Source organism: Microbacterium sp. 4R-513 (assembly GCF_011046485.1).
Lineage (GTDB): Bacteria > Actinomycetota > Actinomycetes > Actinomycetales > Microbacteriaceae > Microbacterium.
Map to the genome: position 1 here is coordinate 2,525,450 of NZ_CP049256.1, position 20,963 is coordinate 2,546,412.

Genomic DNA, 20,963 nt, shown 5'->3' on the forward strand with positions numbered 1-20,963 from the left:
GGACGCCATGGATGCCACGGCGCAGGTCGCCGCTCTGCCTTGGAGCGACGTCTGGGGGCAGGACGACGCGGTCGCCGCGCTGCAGGCCGCGGCATCCGATCCCGCGTCGATGACCCACGCGTGGCTCATCACGGGCCCGCCCGGGTCGGGGCGATCGACGCTCGCCCACGCGTTCGCCGCCGCCCTCATCGCCGAGCCCGGCGACGAGGCGGCGATGCGGCAGGTGCTCGCGGGCACGCACCCCGACCTCACGGCTCTGCGCACCGAGGGCGTCATCATCTCGATCAAGGACGCGCGGGCGCTCGTCGAACGCTCGTACTTCGCCCCGTCGCTCGGCCGCTACCGCGTCATCGTGATGGAGGATGCCGACCGGATGGCCGAGCGCACCTCCAACGTCCTCCTCAAGGCGCTCGAGGAACCCCCCGAGCGCACCGTCTGGGTGCTCTGCGCGCCGAGCGACGCCGACCTGCTGCCGACGATCCGCTCGCGGGTGCGCACCCTCCGACTCCGGGATCCCGAGATCGCCGATGTCGCGCGGCTCATCGTGCAGCGCACCGGTGTGGACGAGGCCGTCGCCGAGCAGTCCGCGCGCCACGCGCAGCGGCACATCGGCATGGCTCAGCGGCTGGCGACGGATGCCTCGGCTCGCGCTCGCCGCGATGCGACGCTGCGGGCCGTCCTCCGCGTGCGCGGAGTCGGCGACGCCGTCGAGGTCGCCGGCACGATCGTGCAGGTGGCGACCGACGACGCCAAGGCCCTGACCGCGGAGCGCGACGAGTCGGAGCGCTCGACCCTTCTGCGGACGCTCGGGATCGCCGAGGGATCGCCGATCCCTCCGGCCGTGCGCTCGCAGCTCTCGGCTCTCGAGGACGACCAGAAGCGCCGTGCGACGCGGAGCCTCCGCGACGGGATCGACCGGGTGCTCACCGATCTGCAGTCGATGTTCCGTGACGTCGTCGTGCTGCAGTTCGGCCGCGACGACGATCTCATCAACACCGAGCTCGAGACCGAGCTCCGCGCGCTCGCACCGGCGTGGACGCCCGAGCGCACCCTCACGGTGCTCGATCGGATCACCGAGACCCGACGCAACCTCGAGCAGAACGCGGCCCCCGCCCTCGCGCTCGAGAGCATGCTGATCACCGTCGCCAGTGGAAGGACCCCGTGAACCAGACCCCCACGCGCCGGAGGCGCCGCGTCCCCGCGCTCGTCGCAGCCCTGGCCGCGGCCTCCCTCCTCCTCTCGGGCTGCCTCTACCAGCTCATCCCCGACGAGGCGCCCCGGTCGAGTGCGAGCGCCACGCCCGACACGCAGGGCGTCGCTGCCGAGCTCCTGCCGTACTACGGTCAGGAGCTGACGTGGAAGGACTGCGGCGGGGGCTTCGACTGCACGACGGTCACGGCACCGCTCGACTGGGCCGATCCGAGCGCCGGTGAGATCGACCTCTCGGTCATCCGCCACCGTGCGACCGGGGGCGAGGCCATCGGATCGCTCCTCACGAACCCCGGCGGTCCGGGCGCGAGCGGAGTGGATCTGATCCGCGACTCGCTGTCGTTCGCGGTCGGCGAGCCGCTGCAGAAGTCCTACGACGTCATCGGCTTCGATCCTCGCGGCGTGGGGGAGTCGACGGCCGTCCGCTGCTACGACGCCGCGGAGATGGACGCCTACATCTTCGACATCGTCCCCGACCCGCGCGGCTCGGCGGCGTGGACGGAAGACCTCCTCGACGCGCACAAGCGGTTCGCCGAGGCGTGCGACGCCAACAGCGACGGCATCCTGCCCTACATCACGACCGAGAACGCGGCGCGCGACATGGATCTCCTGCGTGCCGTCCTCGGCGACGAGAGCCTCAACTACCTCGGCTACTCGTACGGCACCTTCCTCGGCGCGACCTACGCGAAGCTCTACCCCGACAAGGTCGGCCGGCTCGTGCTGGACGGCGCCATCGACCCGTCGGTGACGGGGCTCGACGTCAACATCACTCAGGGGATCGGGTTCGAGAGCGCGCTTCGCGCCTACATGGCCGCCTGCCTGGACGGCGACGACTGCCCCTTCAGCGGCACCGTCGATGACGGGATGGCAGACCTGGGCACGCTCCTCGCGAGTGTCGACCGGTCGCCGCTTCCGGGCTCGGATGGCCGCGACCTCGGCGCCGACTCGCTCATGACCGCCATCGTGGCGGCGCTGTACTCCGAGGACAGCTGGCCCTACCTGACGATGGCGCTCGCCGACGCGCTGCAGGGCAACCCCGATACGGCGTTCCAGCTCGCCGACTTCTACTACGCGCGGGAGAACGGCACCTACACCGACAACTCGACCGAGGCGTTCCGCGCGTACAACTGCATGGACTATCCCGTCGACTCGTCGCCCGAAGACCTCGCGGCCGCGCAGGCCACGCTCGCCGAGAAGGCGCCGACCGTGGCACCGTACTGGTTCGGACCCGACCCGTGCGAGGTGTGGCCGTACCCGCCGACCGGCGTCCGCGAGCCGATCACGGCCGCCGGCGCTGCGCCGATCGTCGTCGTCGGCACGACGAACGACCCCGCGACGCCTTACGAATGGGCCGTGTCGCTCGCCGATCAGCTGTCGTCCGGCGTGCTGATCACCCGGGTCGGCGAGGGACACACCGGCTACAACAAGGGCAACAGCTGCGTCGACCGGGCGGTCGAGGCGTACCTGCTCCAGGGCACGGTTCCTGAAGACGGGCTGCGCTGCGAGAAGTGACGGATGCCGGATGCCGCGGCATCCGGAACCGACTCGTCACCCCTCGAATCGGTGTGAGGTGCGGGCGGCCCGCGCGGTGTGCGGCTCGGTTCGCGAGCACTCCCGCGACCCTGTAAGATCGTTGATCGTGCCCCGCGCAAGCGAGGTGCGCCACCTTAGCTCAGTCGGCAGAGCGATTCACTCGTAATGAATAGGTCAAGGGTTCGATTCCCTTAGGTGGCTCCACAAGCCTCCATCCCCGGCGGGATCTCGCCTCGGCACCCGCCCTTGCGGACGCGCTCCGCGAGGTTTATCGTCTCGGCCGAGACCACCACGGTGGTTTGGCGCCGGGTCGGCGATCGGGGGATCGCCAGGTCTGCGCGTCACGAGCAGGCGAAGGGTGGCTTCGTATGTCCTGTTCCCGCAGCGCTCGCAAGAGAGCCCGCGTGCACTCCTGAAGCGTCGGCGTCAGGCGATCCCACGCTCCGGTGATCGCCTGGCCTCCCGTCGGCGTGAGCCGGCGGAGCTCCGCGACCCACTCCCGAGGACGTCGACAGATCGAGTCGTCCGTCGATGTATCAGGCGGTGCGCGTCGCCCTCTCATCAGGTGGACCACGCTTTCGGGAGGCTGACATGTCCATCGACTACACGCTCGACATCGCTTACTCATTCCGGCGGACGGAGGCGCTTCTGACCGCGGTCGCGGGGGTGACCGACAGCAAGGATGCCGCGACCCTCGCGTCGATCGAACAGCTCCTAGTCAAAGCGGCCGGCGATTATCGAGCCCGCCGCTTCACTGCATCCATCGACGGCTACACGCGGGCGAGGCAGCTCATCTGGGGACAGCTGTTCCCGCTGACCGAGTACAAGGACCGCATCGTCGACCGGCTCGACGTCTCGAAGCCGCTGTTCTCCTACGCCGTCGAATGGCTCAACGTCCTGCCCGTCGAGCAGGGACTCGACGGCGTGCGCCCACGCGAGACGATGGCCGTCGACGCACCCGTCTACGGGCTCCTGAGCAACGCGACCGGAGCGACCGAGGCAGCCGCGGTGGCCGACTACCGCCTGTCCCAGACCCTCAAGGCCAACGGGGCGACCGAGTCGTCGGCGTTCTTCCTCGAGCGGGCGAACGCCGAGGCGCCGAGGCTCATCGAAGCGATCACGAAGGCCGAGTCGCCGAAGCCGGAGGTGGCGGATCCCGCCGAACCCGTCCCTGTAGTCGGCGGACCCGTCATCCGACGCCGTGTGGGACGGGGGCTCAACCTCGACGGGGACGGTGTCGAGCACTTCGCTGCGGGCGGCGACGGCTTCGGGGTGGCGCTCACGCGCAAGGGGGCTTTCACAGCCGGGCTGTTCGACGCGATCGCAGACCCGGTCGTGGTGGGCATTCCTCCGCAGCTCACCGCGCAGAAGCGCACCTATTCGTTCCCCGTCGGCGATGGGTCGAAATCGATCGCCTGGGCGGAGGGATCCGCGCCCGATGCCACCAAGCTGCAGGACGTGCTGTACGCCTCACGCGTGAAACTGAAGTTCCTGCCGGACGTGCTGCTCGAGCCGAAGAAGCCGGCGGATGTCGCGGCCGGCCTCGCGCACGCCTGGTACTACGAGACGACGCTGGGCCTCGCCGAGGACTACCACGCTCTCGGGCAGTGGGCGGCGGCGGAGACGTGGTACCTGAAGGCCGCCTCCTACACCTACCTGAATGCGGCTATCGAGGCCCCCTATGTGTGGGCACGGCTGGCGAACCTCTACCTCGACTGGGGCGACGCGCTGTTCCGCGCCGACGATCCCGCTGCGGCGCTCCCTGTCTACGAGAAGGTGCTGACGGCCGACGGCGCCGCGCCGGACGCTTCGCTGTACACGCTGGAGCCGCTGGCTCCCGCAGCCGACCAGGCACGCCAGGCGATCGCGCACCTCGACGACCCGTCGGCCATCACCGCCTCGCCGGCGATCACCGCCGTGCTCTTCGACGTGTGGTCGCGCCTCGCCAAGATCTCGGGCGGCTTGGACTTCTGGGGGCACTGGGCGCAGCAGGTGCCGATCTGGACGTTCGACTACCTGCAGTCCGTCGCGGTCAACTTCTGCCAGCTCGCGATCGGCGCCGAGCGCGACTCGATGACCTTCTGGGAGAAGGCCGATTCCGGTGAGCTGACGCGCACCCAGCTGACGCAGAACATCACCCAGTCCGCGGCCGAACTTCAGGCCGCCCAGCGGGCCGTGGCCGCGGCCAACGCCGAGGTCGCCGCGTACCGTGCCGGTCAGGACGTGGCCAACCTGCGGGCGCAGGACGCCCGTGACAATGCCGACGAGTACACCGCCAAGTCCTGGGACTGGACGATGCATCAGGCGCTGTCGCAGCAGATGTCCGGCGGTGAGGACGGCAACGCGAGCCAGCTCAACTCCCTGGCCGACCGGATGTCCCGCGGAGGCTACTCGCTGTCGGGCGACCGGGGCACGCTGTCGGCAGCCGAGTCGCTCACCGCGGCGCGGCAGCAGCGCGAATACGAGATCGACGCGATGCGCCGGCAGGCGGCGGAGCTGGAGGCGGCGGCCGTTCAGGCCGGTGCGGAGGTCGCGGCGTCGCAGGCGCGCGCCGCGGCCACCCAGGCGCAGGCGAATGCCGCCGCGGTGCGCGTGCAGAACGCGCAGCAGCTGCTCGCCGCCTTCGACGACCAGCGGTTCACGCCCGATGTGTGGAACGCGCTCGGCGATCGGATGAGCCAGATCTCGGGGCGGTACCTCGCTATGGCGCTCGACGTCGCCAAGCGCATGCAGCGCGCGTACAACTTCGAGAACGACGTGGCCATGGCGGTGATCCGCCCCGACTACACGGCCAGCGCCGTGCACGGTCTCCTCGCCAGCGACGCGCTCATGGCCGACGTCCAGTCGTTCACGTACGACCTCATCACCTCCACGGCGCCGAAGCCGCAGCCCGTCTCGCAGACCATCTCGCTGGCCGAGCGCTACCCGTTCCTCTTCGAGACACAGCTGCGCCGGACCGGCCGGATGGAGTTCCAGACCGACCTCGACGATTTCGACGCGAAGTATCCCGGCACGTACGCGGGTCGGATCGAGGCGGTGGAGGTCGCGGTGGACGGGATCGTCCCGGCGCGGGGCCTCAGCGGCACCCTGTCGAACGCCGGAATCTCGCACTACCGCGTGCCGTCGACCGCGGGAGGCGCCACCAAGCACCGCGTGCAGACGCGGGAGACCCTCGTCCTCTCCGACTTCGACCTCAGGCGGGACGCCTTGCTCGACCACCCCGACGCCAGGCGTCTGCGGGTCTTCGAGGGCGCGGGCGTGGCGTCGTCGTGGACCCTCGAGTTCCCGAAGGCGGCCAACGAGCTGCAGTTCGCGAGCCTCATCGACGTGCGGCTGACGTTCACCTACACAGCCCGCTTCGACCCCGATCTGAAGGAGGCGGTGCTCGAGGAGCTGGCCAACCGCCCGGCTGCGAACGACCGGACGCGGCCGTTCCCGCTCCGCTGGGCGTTCGCCGACGCGTTCTTCGCGTTCTACAGCACCGGCGTGCTCGACTTCTCGCTCGACCGCACGAGCTTCTCCGCCACCGAGACGCTGCCCGTGCTGACGGGACTGAGCCTGATCGCCAGCACGACGCCGGCCCCCGGCGCAGAGGGGCTCGTGCTGCGGGTCACCGCCCCGGGCTCGGCCCCGGTCACGGTCACGACCGCAGCGGATGGCTCGGTGGATGCGACCGCGCTGCAGGCGGCCGTCACCGGGCAGAGCGCGTTCGGCGCCTACCGGATCCAGGTCGATCCGGGCGACAACCCCGACCGCGTGCACGACGGCGCGCTGGAGCTGGACGACATCGACAACATCGCCCTGATCCTCGCCTACTCCTTCACGCCCCGGGCGTGAGGAAGCCTCGGACCAGGAGCGGGACATGAGCGTCGACATCGGCTTCGCCAGCCAAGCGCCGTCACTGCCCGGAGGCGGGTCGGCGGGAGGCCTCGGCGAGACCTTCGCCCCCGACCTCTCGACCGGCACGGGCACTCTGTCGGTGCCGATCGAGGTGCCCAACGGCCCCAACGACTGCGGTCCGAAGCTCGTACTGCGGTACGACTCCGGCACAGGGAACGGCCCGTTCGGCGTCGGATGGACCCTGACCCTGCCCCGGATCGTCCGCTCGACGATGGTCGGCCGACCTCGCTACGACGAGGACGACACGCTCGTCCTGGAGGGATCCGGGCCGCTCGTGCGGCGGGCGGACGGGTCGCTCGCACCACAGGTGTCGACCGGCGATTGGACGCTCGCCGCTCAGGGCGACGGCTTCCTGGCCGTCGATCGGGCCGGCACGCGCTTCACGCTCGGCACCGCGCCCGGCGGCCGGATCCCGGGCGCCGGGGGACAGCCGTGGGCGTGGCTGCTCGAGCGCATCGAAGACAACCTCGGGGAGACGAGCATCTTCACCTGGCGGGCGGACGGCTCGCAGCGCTACCTCGACACGATCGCCTTCGGGCCCTTCGAGATCGCGTTCCTCTACGAGCCGCGGCCCGACCGGCTGCGGTGGGGCAGGGGCGGGTTCCTGCTCGAGACGGCGGAGCGGTGCCGCGCGATCGAGCTCCGGCTCCCGGGCGACGCGCACCCGGTCGTCCGCCGCTGGACCCTCGGCTACTCCCAGGCCGAGCCGAGCGGAGCGTCCCAGCTCGCCTCGGTCACCATGACCGGTTTCGCCGCCGACGGGTCGCATCTCGATGCCCCGCCTCTCTCCCTCAGCTACACGACGCCGTCCGAACCCGTGCTCCGCGCGATCCCGGCAGTCGACCTCGGCGCGCTTCCTCCGTCGCTCGACGGCGACGGCCGCGTCGAGCTCGTGGACTGGTCGGGTGACGGACTTCCCGACATCATCGCGTTCGGCACGGGGGGCACCGCGCGCGTCTGGCCGAACCATGCGGGCTCCTGGGGCCGCCCGCAGAGCGTCGGCACGGTGCCCGCGCTCTCCGCCCCCGACGCCCGAGCCGCGCTCGTGGATGTCGACGGCGACGGCATCGCGGACATCGTCCGCGCGGATGTTCCGCTCGCCGGCTACCAGCCTCGGACGTCCGACGGATTCGACGTGCCCCGCTCGTGGACCAGCGCTCCGGCCGCGGCGCTGGGCGCGGCATCCGTCCGCTTCGCGGACCTGGACGGCGACGGCTTGCCCGACCTGCTCTGGAGTACGGGCAGGTCCCTCCTCGTCGCGTCCCGCGTCGAGGACGGCTGGAGCGCCGTGCCCGCGGTCGTCCCCGAAACGCCCGGCGGCCCTCCGACCGACCTCTCGGATCCCCGGGTGTTCTGCGCTGACATGACCGGCGACGGGACACCTGATCTCGTGCGGATCGACGCGGGCGGGGTGCGCTACTGGCCCTATCTCGGCTACGGCACGTTCGGACCAGCCGTTCAGATGACGGATGCTCCGGCGCTGCCGTTCGACACCGACCCCGCAGATGTGCTCGTCGTCGATCTGGACGGCGACGGGTGCGCCGACGTGCTGCACGTCGCAGCGGGGGTGATGACGTGGTGGCCGAATCGCTCGGGGCAGGGCTTCGGCGCGCCCCGCACCATCGCGCACCTGCCGGTCCCGAGGCTCTCGGACGTCCGCATCGCCGACGTGCGGGGCACCGGTGCGCCGGCCCTCACCTGGACGGTGACCCTGCCGTCAGGCGGTGCCAAGTGGTTCGCGCTCGAGCCGCTCGGGGGCGTGCACCCGGGTCTGCTCGCGACGATCGACAACGGCGTGGGCCGACGGACGCAGATCACGTGGTCGACATCGGCCGGTGAGGCTGAGCGGGACCGTGCAGCGGGCCGCGCGTGGCCGACGCGACTTCCGATCGTGCTGCCGGTCGTCGCTTCCACGACGGTCACAGATGAGGTCAGTGGTCTCGTCGGGCACACCGATTACGCCTACCACGACGGCCGCTACGACGGTGTGCTCCGCGAGGTCTGCGGGTTCGGCCGGGTGACGATGACCGAGCACGGCGATGCGGATGTCGCGACCCTCGTCACGGAGCACACGTTCCACGTCGGGCTCACCGACGCGGGGGCGGAACCCGCCACCCGAGCCGACCGCGTCCGCGCCCGCGCCATCCGCGGGCGGATCCGCCGCATCGACCGGCGCGGCCTCGACCCCGCCCCGGGCGGCACCCTCTACGACCGGTTCGAGCAGACGTGGGCGGTGCTCGACGGACCTGACGGCACGGTGATCCCGAGGCTGACCGGCTCGACGAAGAGCGTCTTCGAGGGCGCGGCCGATCCCGTCTCGCGGATCGTCACCGAGCAGCTCGCCTTCGACGCCGACGGGAACCCGACCGAGGCTCGCGAGCGCTCGTTCGCGGGAGCCGTCCAGACCGGTGAGCTGCGCACCCGCACTGACTACGCCGTCGATCCCACGGGCCGCTACCGCCAGCGGGTCGCCCGGATCCTGCAGCAGGACGGGCCGGGCGCCGTCCTCTCCGACCTCCGCATCCGCTACGACGGGCTGCCCGCCGGTCAGGTCGGCGCCCAGGGCCTCGTGACCGAACGGCTCGCCCTCGCCGTAACGGCGGCGGCCGTCGCCGATGTGTACGGCGCCGACACCCCCGACTTCGCCGGCCTGGGCTATCAGCGTGTGCCGGGCGACGACGGCTGGTGGGTCCGCCTCGGCGCGTATGAGCGGACGGACGCCGGGGGCACCGTCCGCGGCCGGATCACGGGTCCGATGGGCGGCGTCGCGACTCTCGAGTTCGATCCGACGGGATGCTATCCGGTGCGGAGCGTCGACGCCCTCGGCAACGTCCTGACCGCCGACTTCGACCTTCGCACGTACCGCCCGACGCGCGTGGTCCACCCCTCGGGCGGCGAGAGCGCCGCCGTCTACGACGCACTCGCCCGCACCGTGAAGACCATCGAGGACGGCGACAGTCCCGTGACCCCTACGGTCGCGTTCGAGTACGGCGCAGCATCCACTCCCGTCGTCGTCACCGCGCGCCGCGCCACCCGGCCCGGGTCGGACCCGATCGTCGAGCGCCAGTACCTCGACGGCGACGGTCGCATCGTCGAGCGGCGCCGCACCGATGCGGCGGGCGAGGTCGCGGATGCCGCCACGGTCTTCGGCGCGCGGGGGCTGCCGGTGCGTGCGTACCTGCCGCGTCGCGTCGCGGGAGCATGGGCGCCGCCCCCGGCCGGTCTGCCCCACACCTCGATGACCTATGACGCACTCGGGCGGGCGGTGCGGACAGTGCGCCCGGACGGGTCGGTCGCCACCGTGGCGTACACCCCGGGAATGACCGAGGAGACGGATGCCGCGGGCTCTCGCACCCGCCGGCACCTCGATGCCGGAGGGCGCGTCGTCCGCATCGATCAGCTGCTGGGGGCGCGGTGGCTGACCTCGACCTTCGAGATCGACGGCAAGGGCGCTGTCGCCGCCCAGGTGGACGCCGCCGGCAACCGCACGGAGTTCACGCGCGACCTGCTGGGACGGGTTCTGCGCATCGTCCGCCCGGAAGCCACGCAGGTGGTCGTGCTCGACGCGGCGAACAACCCGGTCGAGGCCAGGAGCGGCGCACATCGCGTGTTCCGGGCGTTCGACCTCGGCGGGCGACCGACGGCGGTGCGGCACGGGTCCCTCGCGAGCGCTCCCGTCGTGACCTACGTCTATCAGGACAACGGCGCTCCCGCGCCCGCCGACGCCGGAGCGCACACCGACGGCGGGCGGCTGGTGCGGGTCGACGACGAGAGCGGGTCCACCGTCTTCGACTACGACCTGCGCGGGAACGTCGCCCGCAAGACGGTCACCCCGACGGGCGGAGCACCGGTGACCCTTCGGTTCGCGTACCGGTCGGACGACGTCGTGACGTCGATCGCCTATCCGGGTGGCGTGGACATCGGCTACCACTACGACGTGGCCGGACGGCTCCGCTCGGTCGACGGCGTCATCGCATCCGTCGACTACGACGACGTCGGCCACCGCACGCGCACCGTCTACGCGAACGGCGTCACGACCGACGACGCCGTCGATCCGCTCACCGGCTGGCTCGCGGGGACGACCGTCACGGGACCCGGCGGCGTCCTCCGGGCGGTCACCTACGAGCACGATGCGACCGGCGATCTGGCATCGGTCGCGTCACCGGATCCGGCGCTCGCGTGGAGCTACGGATACGACGACCTGCACCGACTGGTGCAGGCGACCGGCGCGGGGCGCACATACGCCTACTCGTACGACGACGCAGGCAACCTCCGTTCGGACGGGACTCCCGGTGCGCCCGCCTACGGGTACGGCGGTGCGGGCGCTGCCGCGACGCTGCTGACCTCCGTCGGCGCCGACGAATACACCTACGACGACCGCGGTCACCTCGCCACGGCTCCCTGGGGCGTTCACTCGGTCGACGACGAGGGCCGGCTGCGGCGCCTCGTGGGCGCCGATGGAGTCACCGAGGAGTACACCTACGACCACTCCGGCCGGCTCGCCGTGCGCCGCCGCGTCTCGGGCGCGGGCACAACGGTCGTGCTCACTCCCGATCGGCTGCTGCGCATCGAGGACGGCGAGGTCGTGCTGCAGTTCAGCGACGGCGACCGGATCGTCGCGACCGAGCGGGCCGGGACGCGAGTGTGGCTCCACGCGGACCACCTCGGTTCGATCGTGCTCGCCACGGACGGTGCCGGCGCGGTCGCGGCATCCGTCTCCTACGGTCCTTACGGGCAGGTGATCGCCCGCAACGGCGTCCCGATCGTCCAGGGGTTCGCGACCGGCGAGGCGGCGACCGATGGGCCGGGCCTCGTTCTGCTCGGCGCGCGATGGTATGCACCGGCCCTCGGCCGGTTCATCTCGCCCGACTCGATGATCGCCGACGTCGACGACCCTCTGGCCTGGAACCTCTACGCCTACTGCCGCGACAACCCGACCTCGTTCGTCGACCCGTCGGGCCGGAACTTCTGGAAGATCTTCGCCGCGGTCGTCGCCACGATCGCGATCATCGCGGTCGCGGTCATCGTGACGGTCTTCACGTTCGGCATCGCGGCTCCCGGCGCAGCCGCGCTGACGGTCGGCGGACTCAGCGTCACGTGGGGCGCGGTGTTCGCCGCCACCATGATCGGCATCGCCGCGGGCGGGGTCATCGGGGGCATCGCGGCGGCGCGAGCCGGCGGGGATGCGGGCGACATCTTCCTGGGGGTCGTCGTCGGCGGCGCGGTCGGGGGGTGGGCGGCCTTCGGCGCGGCCTTCGCGGGAGTGGCGGTCGCCGGCGGCCTCGGGCTCACGAGCGGCACGGTGCTCTGCGGCGCCGTCAGCGGCGGCGTGGCCGGTGCGATCAACGGTGCGGCGATGGGCTTCGCCGCGGGATTCGCCGGCGGCAAGAACAAGGGCATCGGCGACATCATGGAGAAGGTTCTGGTGGGCGCGGTGATCGGCCTCGTGATCGGGGCAGCGGTCGGCGCGGTGAGCGGTGTCGTGGCGCCGAAGACGAGCATCCAGCAGGACATCCAGCAGCAGTTCCAGACCCCGCAGCAGACCGGCGGGGCGGGCGGGATGCCGGGGGCCGGCGCGCCCGGCGGCGGTCTCACCGGACCCCCGGCTCCGATCAACGATGCCGGGGGTGTCGTCAGCACTCTCGCCCCGCAGGCGCTGGGCAGGGTCGGTTCCGCGGTCGCCCCGCACGTCGCGGCCGCCCTCGCGCCGGCCGCCGCCCTGTACCCCGTCCAGGTGGCGCTCGTCGACCTCATCGCCGCGGGCGGCGCGGGCTTCTACGACGACATCCAGGAGTACGTGCGCACGCACAACGTCGATCTCGGACCGTTCAACTTCATCAAGACCGATTTCTAGAGAAGGAGGAAGACATGCCCGGTTGGTATGTCCATGTGGAGGCGGCGCATGACACCGCCAGGCGTCTGCGCGACGGCGTCGTGCCGGGCGGGTTCCCGGTGAGCGTCGCGGAGGCGCAGACCATCGGCGAGCACTGCCATACGTGGCGCAACTACCTCGCGCTCGGCTCTCTCGGACCCGACCTCTTCTATCTGCTGCCCGACTTCAAGAACACGACGGGACAGGTCATCCGGCAGGTCGTGCAGTGGGCCCTCGACGTGTGGGAGGTCGTGGACTCCGAGTTCGTGGGCAAGTGGGAGAACTGGATCGGCCCCATCTCGACCAACAACGCCCAGCTCGCCTCCCAGCTGACGGGCGGTCTGTCCGAGCAGCTCGCCCAGGTGCTCGACGAGCTCACCTCCGCGATCATGGCCGCCTTCAAAGGCCTGCTCGCCGAGATGGGGGACTGGTTCGGGGTGCTCACATCGGGCGTGCCGCAGGCCTTCGGCGACGACGCCTTCTACTGGTCGGACATCTTCCACTACCGCCGCACCTACCAGTTCCCGTACGTCCTCTTCCGGCAGGCCCAGGACGCTCTCGCGGCGGCCGGGACCGACGACGAACGGCAGGACGCCGAGGCGCGGATCGCGTTCGCCGTGGGATGGCTCACTCACTGCGCGACCGATGTCACGGGGCATCCGTTCACCAACGCCAAATCCGGCGGCCCGTACCGGGATCACTGGCAACGGCACCACCTCGTCGAGAACCACATGGACTCGGAGAACTACGGGGCGCGGCATCCGGGACCGCTCTACGGGGAGTACGGCACGTCGGCGCTGCACATGCGTCTGGCGTTCCGCCATCGCGACGACGCGCCCTACAACGGCCGCGACGACGCGCCCGCGTACGACTACTGGACGGGGTTCCCGGCGTACGACAACGGCGACGGGCCCACCGCCACGGCCAACCGGCACACCTTCTTCGACCTCGACACCGGTCCCCTCCCGGATCATCTGGTCGAGGGGCTGCTCGACGCCATGCGCGACGTGTACGGCGCCGACGGGCCGCACATCCTGATGCAGGATCCACCCTTCTCCGCGACCGACCCGGCGACGGGTCAGCCCGACGGGCGACCGAACCAGGCAGCGATGGACGAGATGTGGGAGATCACCTACCGCTACCTGAAGATGGTGAGCTCCGACGCGATCAGCCTGCGGCTGCCACCGCCCCCGAGCGTCTTCACCGACCACTCGTTCCCCACCCCGCCGGGAGGGGGCGGCTCGGGCATCGACGACGATCCCGCTCGCGGCGCGGACGTCGACGACGACGACTCGTTCACGCTCCTCGACCTGCTCCTCGCACTCTTCGCGTGGATCGTCTACCTCGCGCAGGTGGTGGTGTGGCTCGCGACGATCCTCCCGAGCCTCATCGTCGACATCACGACTTTCCCCGCGCGCGAGGTCATCTACTGGGCGGTCATCGTGCCGGCCTGGAACCTGTACCTCCTCGCCCGCCGGGCGCTGGTGATGTCGGGGTTCGCGATGCCGAAGCCGGGGGAGATCAACCCGGGCCTCACGACGCTCGGCCGCGAAGGCACGTACGACATCGCGTCGGCGCTGGACAGTCCGTCGGGCATCCCGACGGGGCTGCCGGCCATCACCGAGCCGTCCGGTCGCCTGCAGGACACCGACGCCCAAGGCATCGATCACGCCTACCCTCGCGGCATCGTCCGGGACCTGCCGTCGGCGATCAGCCGCCCCGACATCACTGGCGCTCTGGGGCTGACCGCACCGCTGCGCTACCGGGCCGATGCGCCCGGTGACGAGTTCAAGGCGTCCGAGTGGATCGCGCCCTGGCGTTACCCGCTCACGAACCAGGCCGGCGACGGCGTGGCGCAGGAAGGAGCGGGCACGCACGTCGGACCGTATGTCGTCGGATCGAACTCCACGATCCTGCTGTCCGGTCTGCCCGGGAATGCGGCGGCCCGCACCGATCTGGAGAAGGCCTCGACGCCGGCTGAGACCGAGAGCACGCTCGACACCCACCTTCCGCTGAACCAGCACCTCGGTGCTCCGGTGGACTACGGCGTCTACCTCGTGGGCCGGATGGCGGGGGACCAGGTGCACGGCGTCGACGAGTTCACGGTGCCCGACTTCAACCTCGATTCGGACCGGGGGTACGCCTGGCACACGTGGGACTGGGACCGCAGCCGCAGCACGGCTGTTCCCGACATCAACCCGGTGGGAGGCGAGGACTACAGCTATCCGCTGCCATGCACGTCGCCGCAGCTGTTCCACGCCGACCACGACTTCCCGGCTCAACCCGGCCGCTGGTACGTCGAGGCCGAGGACCTGAACGTGCACTACGTGCCCGGTCCCAACCCGGCCCGGTGCATCCCGCCCAAAAAGCACGAGCCCAACACGGATCCCAAGTGGCGCGAACGCCTGCGCCGGAAGGACGGCTGAGACATGCCTCGCGACAACGAGGACCACCCGATCCTCACACCCAAGGAAGACGCGGCTCAGCGCGGGGACGATCCTCCGGGGTCGTTCGGAAGTAACAAGCCCGCCGACGGCGGCCTCGAACCGAACTGGCAGCCGAACGACGACACGAAGAAGGACGCCGAGGAGTTCATCCGCACCTATGGCAAGGAGCGGCGCCCCCATCGGGAGGACGTGTACCCCTACCTCCTCATCCGCGCCTACTCGCCCGGCGACCGCGGAGCGCGGCCGACGTGGCCGCCGATCCCCTGCTGGGAGTCGCCCGACCTGCTGCTCATCGACGCGAGCTACACAGGCCCCTTCGATCCCGCACAGCTCGTCGGGAACCCCACGTCGGGCCGGCGCTACCGGGTGTTCGTGCGGGTGTGGAACCTCGGGCTGCTTCCGGCGATCGGCGTGCACGTGCGCGCGTGGTACGTCAATCCGGGCTTCTTCGGCGGCGACCCCTCAAATCCCGCGTACCAGCCGCACCTCATCGGCGGGGCGATGGTCAACCTCGACGACCGCACGCGCCCCGGCGCGATGCAGGTCGTCGAGCTCGACCGCACGTGGGACATCCCGGTCGACCTCACCGGCCACGAGTGCCTCATGGCGACGGCCTCGTGCCCGCTCGATCAGTGGGGCGGTGCCCTGGACTCCAACCACGACCGGCACGTCGGGCAGCGGAATCTCACCATCCTCGCCGGCGCCGACGAGGCCAAGTCCCTCCTGTTCACCCTGGGCGAGATGGTCACCAAGACCGGCACGCTCGAGCTCGTGCACGGCGGCGCGGCCGTCGTGCCGGTGCTGCGCGCGCTGCTCGGCAAGGCGCGCTCCGAGTTCGGGCCGGTGCAGCGGCTGCGCGCTCCGGTCGCGAAAGCGCTGAAGCACGGGGTGGCGATGGGGGATGCCGGCACCCACCTGCTGACGATGTTCCAGACCGACCGCGGCTGGCTCGTCGCCGACAGCGAACGGGTCTGGGCGGCGGCGCTCGAGCGGGGGCTCGTGAAGCCCCAGCGCCCTGCGGCGCGTGGACAGAAGCCCAGGGATGCCGCGCTCGGGGCGGCGCGGAACGCGCCGGGCATCGAACGCGGGGTCGCTGCGGGGCATCCCTTCGCCCGGCCGCTGGCCACGCGACGGCTTCTCGAGGAGATGGGGCCCGACGTCTTCGAGAAGGTCGGCGTCCTGATCGACCGCGGGCAGAGCGCGCTCGTCGAGGGCATCGCCCGCCTGTGGGATGTCGGCGACCTGACGGCGCACGACCTCGCGGCGGCGCTCGCCGAAGGCGGGCCGTTCGCGCATCTGCTGCGCTTCAGCCACGTCGATCCCGAGACGAAGGAGGCAGGGGGCTACTCGGTGACGATCATCGGCTGACCCGAGTGGGAGGCGGAGGCGGCGCGCGGCGTGAGGGCGTGTCGCCGGGCGACCGGCGGCACGAGGCGGCTGGGGCGTCCCGATGCGCGCGAGCGACCCGGAGGGCTCGGGTAGCATCGGGAGCGCACCCCGTGCTCGGACCTCGCGAAGGATCGATGCCGCGGGGTGATCCGAGGCGCAGCCTCGAGGCCTGTCCGCCCCCCTTGCTCACCTCGATCCCGTGAGGAGCCGATGGACCACGCGCTCGACGCCGTGATCGAGATCTTCACGTGGGTGGGGATCGGCGCCGGTCTGCTCCTGGGCATCATCGCGCTGGTCCTCCGCCTCGCGGACGGCACCTGGCTCCCGGTCCGCGCGATCGTCGAGCACGGGGAGGACTCGTCTCTTGTGCGCTGGTTCGACGAGGATGGCGGCGTCAACGCATCGTTCCTCACGCACGAGCAGGCCCGCGAGCTCGCCGGCAAGGACATGGCCGACATCTTCTACCGGCGAGGTCGAGCGAACCGGATGCGGCTGACGCACGGGTCACCCGCTGTCCGGGCCGTCGCCCTCCTCGCCGCCGGACTGTTCGGCCTGGGCGTCGTCGCGACGATCATCTCCTGGGTGCTGCTCTTCGCGCGCGGCTGACGCCCCGGTCCCGCGCCGACTCACACTGCGCCGGACGCCCCGGTCCCGCGCCGACTCACGCTGCGCCGGCCGCCCCGGTCCCGCGCCGACTCACGCTGCGCCGGCCGCCCCGGGCTCGACGCGATCAGGCCAGTGCCAGCATCGCCCCCGCGGCGAGCGCCAGAGCGAGACCGAGCCATTGCACACCGGCGATGCGCTCACGCAGCACGAGCGCCGCGAGCAGGATCGTGCCCGCGGGGTACATCGCGGTGAGCGCCGAGACGATCGTCAGGTCGCCGGTGCGCAGCGCGAAGAGCATCACGACGTTCGCCACGGCATCCACCACCCCGCACGCCGCCGTCAGCAGGAAGGCGCGGCGAAGCGGGGTCGCAACCCTCGTCGAGGCGGCCTCCTCGACCGCGTGCTCGAGATCGGCGTGTCCCGTGGGCGTCGCGCCGAGCCGCGCACCGGCTGGGGGAAGGATGGATGCCGCGCCCCGGCCGGCCCGGACGGCGATGACCGCGATGACGCCCACAGCAGCCAGCGTGATGACACTGCTCACCGAGCGGTTGAGGATGAGGGGAACGAGGCCGCTCTCGTCGCTCGTCTGGTCGATCACGATGAGGAAGGCGCCGATCGCGAGCCCCGCGCCGATCGCGAGGAGGAGCCCGCGGGCGCTCGGGCGCACGACCTTCTCGCCGGGTATGAAGCCCACGAGGACCACGGCGACGAGGGCGACGGCGAGGCCGGCGCAGCCGACCCACGACAGCGTCTCGCCGTCGACGACGAGACCCCACACGATCGGAGCGATGGCCGAGACGACCGCCGTGAGCGGCGAGAGGATGCTCATCGGCCCGATCGCGAGGCAGGCGTAGAGCAGGACGATCGCCGCCGCCCCGGTGAACCCGGAGACGACGCCCCACCCGATGTCGGCGGGGATCCACTGCCCGCCGACGAACGGATACGCCACCAGCAGGAGGACGAGCCCCGCGATGGCCGCCACCGCCGTGACCACGATCGAGCGGAGACTCCGCGCCGCCAGCCCCCCAAGGAAGTCGGCGGAGCCGTAGACCAGCGCACCGACGAGAGCGATCAGGGCCGGAAGCATCCGCCTCAGCCTAGAGGACTCGCACAATCTCGGAATTGCTAGATAATCTAGCGATATGTCGACGCGTCGAGAGCTCCGCAGCAGCCATCAGCCGACGCGGTGGCTGAGGATCGGCATCCCTGTCGTCCTCATCCTGGTGTGGGTCGTCGGCGGTTCGATCGGGGGACCGTACTTCGGCAAGGTCGACGAGGTGTCGACGAACGACCAGTCGAGCTATCTCCCGCAGAGTGCCGACGCGACCGCGGTCAGCGAGCGCCTGCCCGACTTCCTCGGCGAGGACACGATCCCTGCTGTCGTCGTCGTGACGGGAGACGGGACGCTCACCGACGAGCAGCTCGCCGACCTACAGGACTTCGCCGAACAGCTGGCCGAGGTCGAGGGCGTGACCGGGGACGTCTCCCCGCCGATCGTGTCGGACGATGGAGAGGCGGTGCAGATCTTCGTGCCGATCGACTCCTCCGGCGAGGTCAGCGACACCGTCGAGGCGCTGCGGACGATGATCGACGAAGACCTCCCCGCGGGGCTGGAGGGGTGGGTCACGGGCCCCGCCGGGTTTACGGCCGATCTCGTCGCAGGCTTCCTCGGCATCGACGGGCTTCTCCTCGTCGTCGCCCTCGCTGCGGTGTTCGTCATCCTCGTGATCGTCTACCGCTCGCCGCTCCTCCCGGTCCTCGTGCTGCTGACCTCGACGTTCGCGCTGTGCGTCGCACTTCTGACCGTCTGGTGGCTCGCGAAGGCAGGCATCGTCGTTCTCAACGGCCAGGTCCAGGGCATCCTCTTCATCCTCGTGATCGGCGCCGCGACCGATTACGCCCTGCTGTACGTCGCGAGATTCCGCGAGGCGATCGCCGAGGGGATGAAGCGATGGGATGCCACGACCCGCGCGTGGCGCGGATCCTTCGAGCCGATCATCGCCTCCGGCGGGACGGTGATCGCGGGCCTGCTCTGCCTCCTCCTCTCGGATCTCGCGACCAACCGCGCGCTCGGCCCGATCGCCGCCATCGGGATCGCCTTCGCGGTGCTCTCAGCGCTGACCTTCCTTCCCGCGCTCCTGGCGGTCTTCGGCCGTTCGGCGTTCTGGCCGTTCATCCCCAAGGGGCCGGCGAAGCCGCTGCCCGACGACCTCACCCAGCCCGTCAAGGGGTTCTGGCCGCGCCAGGCGCGCTTCGTCGCTCGGCGGTCGCGGCCCATCTGGATCGTCAGCACGGCGCTCCTGCTCACGGCGGCCGCCGGCATCCTCGTGCTGCAGGCCGACGGCGTGCCGTCGAGCGATCTCGTCCTCGGCGCGTCCGAGGCGCGCGACGGGCAGGACGTCCTCGCCGAGCACTTCCCCGCCGGATCGGGGAGCCCCGTCTACGTCGTCGTCCCCGAGGACCAGCTCGACGAAGCGGCGAGCGTGCTCGACGACAGCGACGGCATCGACACGGTGGCCGCGGCATCCGCGGATTCTCCGACGGGACAGGCGGCGATCGAGGTGCAGGACGGCGAAGCCGTGCTCACGGCGCCCGGGCCGCCGGGCACGCCCGCACCGGAGCCGACGGTCTCGGACGGGGATGTGCTCCTGATCGGGACGCTGACGGACGCCGCCGACTCCCTCGCGGCGGAAGACACCGTGCGCGAGCTTCGCGTCGCCTTCGACGACGAGCTCGGTGCCGGCACCGCCCTCGTCGGCGGTGTGACCGCGACCGACATCGACTCGAACGACACGTCGATCCGCGACCGCACGCTCATCATCCCGGTCGTGCTCGCGGTCATCCTGGTGATCCTCATGCTGCTGCTGCGGGCGATCCTCGCGCCGGTGCTGCTGATCCTGAGCGTCATCCTGTCGTTCGGGGCCGCATTGGGAGTGAGCGCTCTCGTGTTCAACGGGATCTTCCGCTTCCCGGGCGCCGATCCGGCCGTCCCGCTCTACGGATTCGTCTTCCTCGTCGCCCTCGGGGTGGACTACAACATCTTCCTCATGTCGCGCGTGCGGGAAGAGACGATCGGACACGGCACGAGACCGGGCATCCTGCGCGGTCTCGTCGCGACCGGAGGTGTCATCACCTCGGCCGGGCTGGTGCTCGCGGCGACGTTCGCGGCGCTGGGCGTCATCCCGATCCTGTTCCTCGCGCAGATCGCCTTCATCGTCGCCTTCGGCGTGCTCCTCGACACCTTCGTCGTCCGGTCGCTCCTGGTCCCTGCTGTCGCGTACGACATCGGGCGCGCGATCTGGTGGCCGTCGCGTCTGGCGAGGAGGGGGACGGATGCCGCGGCCCGGGGTGCCGAGGCATCCGTCGCCGTCGCACCGGGCAGATCCAGACGCAGCCGGCGTAATCTCGAAGCATGAGCAAAGCGCTGTTCATCGTCGACGTGCAGAACGACTTCACCGAAGGCGGCGCTCTCGGGGTCGAGGGCGGCGACGCCGTCGCCGAGCGCATCTCGCGCTACCTCGAGGCGCACGCAGACGAGTACGCCCTCATCGTCGCGTCACGCGACTGGCACGACGCCGACAACGACAACGGCGGGCACTTCCACCCCGAGCCCGACTTCATCGACACGTGGCCCGTCCACTGCGTGAGCGGCACGCAGGGCGCAGAGTACGACGAGGGGCTCGACACGTCCTCGGTGACGCATCACGTGAAGAAGGGCCAGGGGCAGCCGGCCTACTCGCTCTTCGAGGGCACGACCGACGAGGGCCAGAAGGTCTCGGAGCTGCTGGAGGCGGCAGGGGTCGTCGACGTTGATGTCGCGGGCATCGCGACCGATTACTGCGTGCGCGCTTCGGCACTCGACGCAATCGAGCACGGGCGGCACGTCCGGGTGCTCACGGACCTGGTGGCCGGTGTGGCCGCCGAGACGAGCGACGCCGCTCTCGCCGAGCTCGCGCACGCCGGCGCGGAACTCGCGCAGAGCGGCGTCTGACCGACCCGGCGACGGC

Annotated in this window: 10 protein-coding genes and 1 tRNA gene; 10 read left to right on the top strand and 1 reads right to left on the bottom strand. The window is 71.0% G+C overall.

The window, feature by feature from the left end:
• Positions 1-7: 7 nt before the first annotated feature.
• The 8 genes from G5T42_RS11100 (at position 8) to G5T42_RS11135 (ending at position 16,956) form a co-directional block, all read left to right on the top strand.
• A complete protein-coding gene (locus tag G5T42_RS11100) occupies positions 8-1,165 on the top strand; it encodes a DNA polymerase III subunit delta' (RefSeq protein ID WP_165128523.1) in 1,158 nt (385 codons plus the stop codon).
• Positions 1,162-2,721: an alpha/beta hydrolase gene (locus G5T42_RS11105; RefSeq protein ID WP_165128525.1), complete on the top strand. Its 1,560-nt coding sequence runs from the start codon at positions 1,162-1,164 to the stop codon at positions 2,719-2,721. The genes G5T42_RS11100 and G5T42_RS11105 overlap by 4 nt, the downstream gene beginning before the upstream one ends.
• A 149-nt stretch (positions 2,722-2,870) precedes the next feature.
• Positions 2,871-2,946 (top strand) — tRNA-Thr (locus tag G5T42_RS11110).
• Between the two features lie 387 nt (positions 2,947-3,333).
• Positions 3,334-6,579, top strand: coding sequence for a tetratricopeptide repeat protein (locus tag G5T42_RS11115; RefSeq protein ID WP_165128527.1), 3,246 nt, complete (start codon positions 3,334-3,336; stop codon positions 6,577-6,579).
• A 25-nt stretch (positions 6,580-6,604) separates the two neighbouring features.
• Positions 6,605-12,496, top strand: coding sequence for a toxin TcdB middle/N-terminal domain-containing protein (locus G5T42_RS11120; RefSeq protein ID WP_165128529.1), 5,892 nt, complete (start codon positions 6,605-6,607; stop codon positions 12,494-12,496).
• Between the two features lie 14 nt (positions 12,497-12,510).
• A complete protein-coding gene (locus G5T42_RS11125) occupies positions 12,511-14,940 on the top strand; it encodes a zinc dependent phospholipase C family protein (protein ID WP_165128531.1) in 2,430 nt (809 codons plus the stop codon).
• A 3-nt stretch (positions 14,941-14,943) separates the two neighbouring features.
• Positions 14,944-16,329 carry a hypothetical protein gene (locus tag G5T42_RS11130; protein ID WP_165128533.1) on the top strand — a complete coding sequence of 462 codons (1,386 nt, stop codon included), beginning with the start codon at positions 14,944-14,946 and terminating at the stop codon, positions 16,327-16,329.
• A 231-nt stretch (positions 16,330-16,560) separates the two neighbouring features.
• On the top strand, positions 16,561-16,956 hold the full coding sequence (locus G5T42_RS11135) for a hypothetical protein (RefSeq protein WP_165128535.1): 396 nt from the start codon (positions 16,561-16,563) through the stop codon (positions 16,954-16,956).
• Positions 16,957-17,080: 124 nt separating this feature from the next.
• On the opposite strand, the gene G5T42_RS11140 is transcribed toward G5T42_RS11135, so the two are convergent.
• Positions 17,081-18,043: an EamA family transporter gene (locus G5T42_RS11140; protein ID WP_165128537.1), complete on the bottom strand. Its 963-nt coding sequence runs from the start codon at positions 18,041-18,043 to the stop codon at positions 17,081-17,083.
• A 55-nt stretch (positions 18,044-18,098) separates the two neighbouring features.
• On the opposite strand from G5T42_RS11140, the gene G5T42_RS11145 reads away from it, so the two are divergent.
• Together G5T42_RS11145 and G5T42_RS11150 are read left to right on the top strand one after the other, a co-directional pair.
• Positions 18,099-20,372 carry an efflux RND transporter permease subunit gene (locus tag G5T42_RS11145; protein ID WP_165128539.1) on the top strand — a complete coding sequence of 758 codons (2,274 nt, stop codon included), beginning with the start codon at positions 18,099-18,101 and terminating at the stop codon, positions 20,370-20,372.
• A complete protein-coding gene (locus G5T42_RS11150; protein ID WP_165128541.1) occupies positions 20,369-20,947 on the top strand; it encodes an isochorismatase family protein in 579 nt (192 codons plus the stop codon). The genes G5T42_RS11145 and G5T42_RS11150 overlap by 4 nt, the downstream gene beginning before the upstream one ends.
• Positions 20,948-20,963 lie beyond the last annotated feature (16 nt).